Source organism: Amycolatopsis dongchuanensis (assembly GCF_039542405.1).
GTDB classification, from domain to species: Bacteria; Actinomycetota; Actinomycetes; order Mycobacteriales; family Pseudonocardiaceae; genus Amycolatopsis_E; species Amycolatopsis_E sacchari.
On record NZ_BAABIB010000166.1, the window covers coordinates 1 to 7,537 of the forward strand.

Here is a 7,537-nt window from a genome sequence, read left to right on the forward strand (position 1 = left end):
CAACATGATCAACTACCGGACCGGCCAGCCGCCCACCGGGTTACGAGACATCCCTTAGCTGTGTTGTTCGGGGACGTTGGTGATGGGCTGACACGGGCTGGATGATCTTGATATGGGTGGGGACCTCTGGGTTCGGTGTGGGTCACCACAACACTCACCGATGTCCGGAGTGAGGTGCCTCGCGTTTCCCGGACAGGGAAGAATTGTTCAATTCATGCCGATTGCAGGTGTTCGGAGTGTGCTTCACGTGGAGGGCGGTAGCCTATTGCTGAATGAAGACGGCCTGATTGTACCAGAGTTCGATGTAGTGAGTGATGTCCTGCCGAGCGGATTCGCGTGTCGGATACACCACCCGGGAGACACGCTCGTTCTTGAGTGCACCGAAGAACGACTCGGCCATAGCGTTGTCGAAACATATCCCCGTGCGCCCTGACGATCGTCGAAGGTCGAGCCTCTTCAACACGGCCGCATACTCGGCCGACATGTAATTGACGCCCCTGTCGGAATGGAAAATGGCGCCTGGCGCCAGCGACCGGTTCTGCACTGCCCGTCGGATGGCCCGGGTGATCAGCGAGGTCTTGTAGTGGTCGTCCATGGCGTAGCCGATCACTTCTTTAGCGCAGCAATCGATCACGGTCGCCAAATAGAGCCACCCTTCTCCGGTCGGAATATAGGTGATGTCGCCGACAAGTTTCATCCCGGGTTTGTCGGAAGTGAAGTCCCGACCCGCCAGGTCCGGGACCTCACCCAGGCCAGGGTGGGTGAGCGACCACCGTCTCGGCGGCGGCTGACACGACCGAAAACCCAGCTCACGCATCAAGTCACGGACCAGCTCCGGCCCGCCGTGACACCCCAGCATGCGAGCTGGGCGTGCACGCGCCTATATCCGTAGGTGCCATCAGACGCCTTGAACGCTCTCGTGATAAACGCCTTCAGATCCTCACGACGCTGGTTCGTTGCCGATCCCGGACGGTTCCACCACTCATAGTATCCGGATTTCGACACGCCGAGCTTCCCGCACAAGAACTCGACAGAATACGCGTACTTCGCAGTATCGAGCCGCATCGTATCGATGAACTCGTACTTGTGGGCTACTGGGGTCCCTTCGCGAAGTACGCTGCCGCATTTTTCAAGAAGGACACTTCCCTCTCGAGCTCACGATTCCGGCGTTCCAGCTCACGTAGCCGCGCACGATCCGTCAGTGGCAAATCCACCTCTGGCGCTTCAAGGTCATGCTCACGCTCGTGCTGGCGAACCCACACCCGTAACGTCTCCGGATGCATATCGAGACTCCGGGCCACCTCGGCCACCGGCCTCTCGGATTCCAACGCCAGGCGAACCGCTTTCTCGCGGAACTCTGGAGAATACTTCCTCTGTCGCGCCACCGTCTCGGTCCCTTCGATTCCTTACAGGATATCCCGATTTGGTCCTTTCTGGAATCTTCGAGGCGCCTCACAAGCCGTGGCACCGAGTGTCTGGGATGACGGCAGCGATGCTGCGGTTTGGTGTGGGTTTCCTGAAGTGTCCCATCAGTCTTTACGAAGCTGGGTTTGTTTCCCGGGGGGCGGATGTGCTGATTCTGCTGAATCGGTTCGTAACGACCGCGGCCGCCCGGTGCGGGGCAGTGCAGGGCTGCTAGTCGCTTTCGAAACACACCTCGTTGCGCGACAGTCGTGAGTGTCAAAGGCGCGTACCGCGATCAAGAAAGGGAGATGTGGGACGTGGCAGCCGACCAGGCCAGTGCGGGCTCATTCCAGGAATTGCGCGTAGTTGTCAGGGCCGTGAACGACGATGACTTCGAGGCGGTCCGGAATGAGCCAGGGTCTGCCCAGACTTCAGTTGACACCGGAGCTGACTGTTTCTCAGGCCGCTGTTGCGGTCGTGTAGATGGTCTCAAACTCGACCGGGGTGAGCTTGCCGAGCCCTCGTTGCCGGCGTTTGCGGTGGTACTTCGTCTCGATCCAGGACACGATCGCTAACCTCAGCTCCTCGCGAGTGCGCCACCGCCGGGTATCGAGAACGTTCTTCTGCAGCAACGAAAAGAACGATTCCATCGCGGCGTTGTCACCACAGGCGCCGACCCGCCCCATCGACCCGGTCAGCCCGTGGCTGCGCAACAGACGCCGGTAGGCTCCCGAGCGGAATTGAGCACCGCGGTCGGAGTGGACCACGACATCGCGCGGGTCGCGTAGGGCAATCGCGTTGCGCAGCGCGCTGACCGCGAGTGAGGCTCTCATGTGCGAGGCGATGGAGTAGCCGACGATCTTGTTGGAGTAGCAGTCCTTGACCGCACACAGATACAGCTTGCCCTCACCGGTGGGATGCTCGGTGATATCAGTCAGCCACTTGGCATTCGGCGCGTCGGCGGTGAAGTCGCGGCGGACCAGGTCGTCGTGCACCGGCGGCCCCGCCTGACGGGAACGGCCTTTCTTCTTGGCGTGCAGCGAGAAGATCTGCTGCATGGAGCAGATCCGCCACACCCGGTTCTCCGACGCGGTGAAGCCGCGCCGGGCGAGTTCGTCGGCGATGAACCGGTATCCGTCGGCCGGGTCGTCGGCGTGGATCTCCAGCGCGGCGTTGATGAGGTGCGCGTCGTCGACGTCCCGCTGCGAGACCGGGGCTGCGCACCATTGGTAGTAGGCCTGCCGGGAGATACCCAGCACCCGGCACGTCACCGCGACCGACACCCGCACGGGAGCGCCGGCTGCGGCCAGGTCACGGACGAGCGGGAAGACTATTTTCCCGGCAGGTTGCCCTGCGCCAGGTAGGCCGCGGCCTTGCGCAGAACCTCGTTTTCCTGCTCCAGCAGGCGGTTGCGTTTACGCAACTCGCGTAGCTCGGCCGATTCCTCGCGGGTCACGCCGGATCGGGTGCCGTCCTCGACGTCGGCGGCGCGCAGCCAGTTGGCCAGGCAGGATTCGGAGATCCCGAAGTCTTTGGCGACCTGCTTCAGCGGGGTCTCGCCGCGGCGGGCGACGGCGACGACGTCGTCACGGAACTCACGGGGGTAGGACTTGGGCACGGTGACATCCTTCCAGGCGAGGCCGAAGCCTCACAGGTGAGGTGTCAACCAGACCCTGGGCAGACCCAGGCGGTCCAGCAAGTGTTCCGTTCACCGGTCCGGTCGCCCAGTGGTACGGCTTGGCGCAGTCGGTTGCGAGCGGTCCAGCCGTCACCTCGCCGGGCCGCTGCCACTGCTGCGATGAGCAGAAGCGCACCTGACAGAGCGGTGGCGTCCGCGTGGCTGCGGTCGCGCAGCGGCTGGAGGTCCTCAGCGATTGCATGGCGACGTCTTCGGCTTCGGCGGCCTGGCTGTCGGCCAGCAGTACTTGTGTCAGATTCCACCGTGCTCCGGCCAAGCGGATCGGATCGTCGGCAGCTTCGGCGGCACGGATGGACCGGTCTGCTGCCAACAGCGAAAGGTCGACTCGACCAATACGTTTTGTGACGGTTCGGAGCAAGCCGTAGAGATCGGCAGCGCAGCCATGAGCGGCTCGCCGACCGGCTAGCTCCGCGCTCCGCACGACGGTCTCGACGTCGGCGATCAGGCCGGGGAGTTCAGCGGTCAAGGTGCTGTAGCGCCGAGGGGATGTCTGCCAGGTGCGCCAGGCCGCAAGAACTTCCCGCTGAACGTCCGGCAGCGGTGGCATACACTCTGGTGGATCGCGACGTACGGTCAACGCCCGGTAGATGGCATTTGCAGCTACTTCCTCCGCGCGCTGTCGCTTCGTTACCGGCTCGCGGCGCAGCAGATCGCCCGGCTCCACGCCGAGTACTTCGGCGAGCTGCGCCAGCACCGCGACAGTGGGCAGTTTTTGGCCTCGCTCGATCTGATACAGGTAGTCAGGAGTGATTCCGGCAAGTCCGGCTACGACGGTCTTGGTCTTGTGCGCGGCTGTCCGGTAGAAGCGGACCCGCTCACCCACTACAGCCGTCGGTTGATCGTTCATCGCTGCTTCCCGGCATCTTCCCCAAGCCCGTGATCAGCACAAACGTTACCGTACGGCGCCCGCCGCGTCCTTGAGTGGCAGGATTCTTTTATGGTCGCGCGCGAACAGTCAGCAGTCACACTCGTCCTGTGGGATATCGACCACACTCTGATCGAGACACGAGGCGTCGGACGGGCGATTTACGATCGGGCATTTCCTGCAGCCACCGGCAGGCGACTGGAGCAGCTGGCGCAGATCTCGGGCAGGACCGAACTCGACATCATGGCGGAGTCGCTGCGGATCAACGGCATCGAGCCCACTGAGGGGAACATCGCAAACCTCGCTGCGGCACTCGTGCAGGGATACGAACACACCCGTGACGAACTGGCCGACAAGGGCCGCACCCTACCGGGGGCCAAGGAAGCCCTGCAGAGTCTGGCCGCGGATGCTCGGTTCCATCAGGCTGTCCTGACTGGCAACCTGCGCGAAGTCGCTCGCATCAAGCTCGAGGTGTTCGGGTTGAACTCCTATCTCGATCTCGACAGCAGCTCCTACGGTGACGATGACGCCAGCCGGTCCGCGCTGGTAACCATCGCGCAGCAGCGGGCCCGGGAACACACGGGCCAAAGTTTCGACAACGCTCACACGGTGCTGATTGGCGACACGCCGAACGACATCCAGGCCGCGCTCACGGCGGGAGTGCGCGTGATCGGAGTCGCCAGCGGCAAGAGCACGACAGAAGATCTCCGCGAGGCAGGCGCCCGGGATGTGCTCGAAGATCTCCGGCAAATTGAAGCCTTACGTGTGTTTCTCGGCGCACATCGTTAACCGCCCATGATCGCCGGGTTCCGCTATCTGGACATCGCCCACTCGATACACCTGGGAAGGAAGAACCACCAGGTCGGTGCTGCCCGGCATTAACCTGCCCGAGGCGGGTGCAGCAGCCGACCTGTCCACTGTGGTTATGGAGAACAGCGCACTGCGCACCGGCACGCGGTGCAGAACCGAATCCTGGCGGTGCGCTTCGCACTCTGTTCAGGAGGTGAGGCGGGTGACCCAGCTTTGGCCAGCGTCGGTGGTCAACGGGCCAGCGGCTTCGGGTGTGGCGAGTTCGAAGAGGAGTTCGTTCAGCGTGTCTTCGAAGCCGGGTTCACGGCCGACGTCGTCGCGCACTTCCAATGCCTCGGCCCAGCGCCGCACCTCGTCGGCGGCGGCGAGGCCGCGCAGGTACTGATCAAGCAGGTGCACGGCGTCAGCGCGGGTGAGGGGAACGAGTTCGTCGTCGCTGTCGAACGGGAAGCGGGCGAGTGCCCGGGTGGCATCGTCGACGCTGGTGCGGTGCTGCACGAGATCGCGCAGGGCTTCGACCCGCGCGACGTCGGCGGTGCTGTGTGGGTTGTTCATTTCGGCATCTTGTCCTTGACGTGGGCGATCGACCCGTCGGGCAGTGTAGTGGTCTTGGTGTAGCCGACCGTGGTTCCGTCCTCGGCCACGATCTTGGTGTAGGTGGCCGAGGATCCAGAAACCCGCCCCGGAACGCGCGCCTCGAATTGCAGCGACCCGTCCTCCAGCTGAGTGATTCTGGTGTCCTCGGCCCCGGCCGGGAGCTTCTTTTCGTAACGTTTGAGGTTGGCCTGCTGGTCGGCATTCAGGTTTTCCCGCGAGACGGGACGTCCACCGCCGGGCTTGGCCCCGCTGGCGGGGTCGCCACCGCTGCGCGCCGGTTCGACGTGGTCGTCACCGGCGGCGTTGCCAGCCAGATTGGTGGCGGCGTGGACGACCATTCCGGCGCCGGTAGCCACGCCCGCGGCGGCGACGGCGTTGAGCGGTACGCCCGCGACCGCACCCACGCCGGTGGCATCGAGTGCGAAGCCGACCCCCTCCCCCGCCGCGCTGACGACGGTCAGGCCCGCACCCGCGACGGCTTCGGCCACATCGAGAGGATGGTGGAGCATGGCGTTGCCGAACGACGCCGCCGCGTTGAGCACGTCAGCGCCAGCCTGGGCCAAGGTATGGCCGAGGTCGTCGATCCAACTCGAGTCCCGTGGGGCGCCTTCCGTGGCTTCCCGCAGCGTGGCCGCGGCGAGGTCGCCGGCTTCATGGAGCTGCCAGCGGGCCCGGTCGAGGATGTCACGGGCCGCTTGCCGGTCGGGCTCCCCCGGATCGGTGAACGGTGCCGCGGGTTGATCAGCGGCGTTGGCTTGCTCGGCGAGAGCCTGTCGAGTGGCCGCCTGCCCCTGATTCCACCGTGTGATCGCCTCGGCCGCCTGGCTCTGTGCCCACCGCAGCGTCGCGGCGTAGTCCTCCAGAACGCTCGCTCCGGACTCCAGGGCATCCGACGCGGCGAACCACTTCGCCGGTTCGTAGCTGAACTTGTCGTGGAACGCCTGCGCTGCGGGGCCGAGCCAGGAGCCGGTGTCGATCGCCTGCAGTCCCTCGGCTGCTGAGCCCGCCCGCTGCGCCCGGGCTCTCACAACGCGGGCGTTCTCCTCAATGGCTTCCGGGTTGCCCGGCACAAGGGCTGCAGGGTCCTGGGTCCCGCCAAGCTCAGCCACCGTCCACAACCTCCTGAGCGGGGTCCGCACCCAGCGTTCGGGCGGTGGCCTCGTCGGTCCCGCGGTAGGCCGCGACCACCTTGGTCAACGTCTCACCGATCCTGTCGGCGTCGTCGGTCAGGACATCGAGCCCGTCGCTCCACCGCACGCAGAAGTCCATCAACGCGTCATGCACGCCCTGATGGCCATACAGGCCACTGTCTCCGCACAAGTCCCGCAGGTGGAAACTCCGCTGGTCCGAAACCGACTGCGTGATACCGGTGGCTGCTTCGGCCACCGCGTCGACATCGACAGAGAATCCTGACCCGTGCGTCACCCTCAGCTCCCCCTCGGACACAAACGGTACGCGAGTCTCATCATGGCAACCGGTACCACCGTCCGGCAAGGCTCCCCCAACACAACGGCGGCTGATTCCGTTCCGCGGGAGAAGCGTGCCCGCGCTCCGAGCGTGGCGGGCAGGAACTCCCGTCGGCGTCCCCAGCGGCAGGACATGGCATCGTCCAGCGGCGCATGAGGGTCTATCCCGTGATCGGTGTTTCTGGCGGTTCGGTTAGTAGGTTTCGGCGGCCGACCAGCGGTCACCGAAGGTGATGGCGAAGGCGTTGAGTACGGGCTTCCAGCGCATCGTCCATCGGGCGCGGCCTGTGCCGTTGGGGTCCAGGCTGCGGGTCACAAGATACAGACACTTCAGCGCGGCCTGCTCGGTTGGGAAGTGGCCGCGGGCGCGCACCGCCCGCCGGTAGCGGGCGTTCAGGGACTCGATCGCGTTGGTCGAGCAGATCATTTTTCGGATCTCGACGTCGTAATCGAGGAACGGCACGAACTCGGTCCAGGCGTTGCGCCACAGCCGAACCAGCGCCGGATACTGCGCGGACCATTTATCGTCCAGTTCCTGTAAAGCGGCTTCCGCCGCCGTCGCGTTGGGGGCCTCGTACATGGCTTTGAGGTCCCGTTTGAGCGCGTCGTTGTATTTCCGCGAAGTAAGCCGGAACGAGTTGCGAATGAGGTGGATGATGCAGGTTTGCACGATCGCGGTCGGCCAGACTTGTTCCA

The 7,537-nt window shown here is 64.6% G+C and carries 10 protein-coding genes; 1 reads left to right on the top strand and 9 read right to left on the bottom strand.

Annotation, left to right across the window (positions count from 1 at the left end; translation table 11 throughout):
• Positions 1-262: 262 nt before the first annotated feature.
• The 5 genes from ABFX51_RS37380 to ABFX51_RS37390 form a co-directional block, all read right to left on the bottom strand.
• The gene (locus ABFX51_RS37380; protein WP_346056619.1) at positions 263-859 is read right to left on the bottom strand and encodes an IS3 family transposase; all 597 of its coding nucleotides are present in this window, start codon (positions 857-859) and stop codon (positions 263-265) included.
• On the bottom strand, positions 817-1,065 hold the full coding sequence (locus ABFX51_RS39770; protein WP_428832537.1) for an IS3 family transposase: 249 nt from the start codon (positions 1,063-1,065) through the stop codon (positions 817-819). Before ABFX51_RS39770 ends, ABFX51_RS37380 begins: the two co-directional genes overlap by 43 nt.
• A 26-nt stretch (positions 1,066-1,091) precedes the next feature.
• Positions 1,092-1,385 carry a transposase gene (locus ABFX51_RS39775; RefSeq protein WP_428832538.1) on the bottom strand — a complete coding sequence of 98 codons (294 nt, stop codon included), beginning with the start codon at positions 1,383-1,385 and terminating at the stop codon, positions 1,092-1,094.
• Between the two features lie 477 nt (positions 1,386-1,862).
• Positions 1,863-3,022, bottom strand: a protein-coding gene (locus ABFX51_RS37385) for an IS3 family transposase (RefSeq protein WP_346056620.1) whose coding sequence is annotated in 2 segments (ribosomal slippage) — positions 1,863-2,741 and positions 2,744-3,022 — 1,158 coding nt in all. Because the reading frame shifts where the segments join, the coding sequence is not laid out codon by codon here.
• Positions 3,000-3,950 (bottom strand): helix-turn-helix domain-containing protein, encoded by a 951-nt coding sequence (locus tag ABFX51_RS37390; RefSeq protein ID WP_346056621.1) that lies wholly within the window; start codon positions 3,948-3,950, stop codon positions 3,000-3,002. The genes ABFX51_RS37385 and ABFX51_RS37390 overlap by 23 nt, the downstream gene beginning before the upstream one ends.
• A gap of 90 nt (positions 3,951-4,040) precedes the next feature.
• Here ABFX51_RS37390 and ABFX51_RS37395 point away from each other — a divergent pair, with 90 nt between their 5' ends.
• Positions 4,041-4,757 carry an HAD family hydrolase gene (locus tag ABFX51_RS37395; RefSeq protein ID WP_346056622.1) on the top strand — a complete coding sequence of 239 codons (717 nt, stop codon included), beginning with the start codon at positions 4,041-4,043 and terminating at the stop codon, positions 4,755-4,757.
• A gap of 207 nt (positions 4,758-4,964) precedes the next feature.
• Here ABFX51_RS37395 and ABFX51_RS37400 read toward each other — a convergent pair whose 3' ends face one another.
• The 4 genes from ABFX51_RS37400 to ABFX51_RS37415 all read right to left on the bottom strand — a co-directional run.
• The gene (locus ABFX51_RS37400) at positions 4,965-5,333 is read right to left on the bottom strand and encodes a hypothetical protein (RefSeq protein WP_346056623.1); all 369 of its coding nucleotides are present in this window, start codon (positions 5,331-5,333) and stop codon (positions 4,965-4,967) included.
• A complete protein-coding gene (locus ABFX51_RS37405; RefSeq protein ID WP_346056624.1) occupies positions 5,330-6,484 on the bottom strand; it encodes a putative T7SS-secreted protein in 1,155 nt (384 codons plus the stop codon). The genes ABFX51_RS37400 and ABFX51_RS37405 overlap by 4 nt, the downstream gene beginning before the upstream one ends.
• Positions 6,477-6,800 carry a hypothetical protein gene (locus tag ABFX51_RS37410; RefSeq protein ID WP_346056625.1) on the bottom strand — a complete coding sequence of 108 codons (324 nt, stop codon included), beginning with the start codon at positions 6,798-6,800 and terminating at the stop codon, positions 6,477-6,479. Before ABFX51_RS37410 ends, ABFX51_RS37405 begins: the two co-directional genes overlap by 8 nt.
• A 234-nt stretch (positions 6,801-7,034) precedes the next feature.
• Positions 7,035-7,537: transposase (locus ABFX51_RS37415; RefSeq protein WP_346056626.1), on the bottom strand; the 503-nt coding region annotated here is incomplete at its 5' end.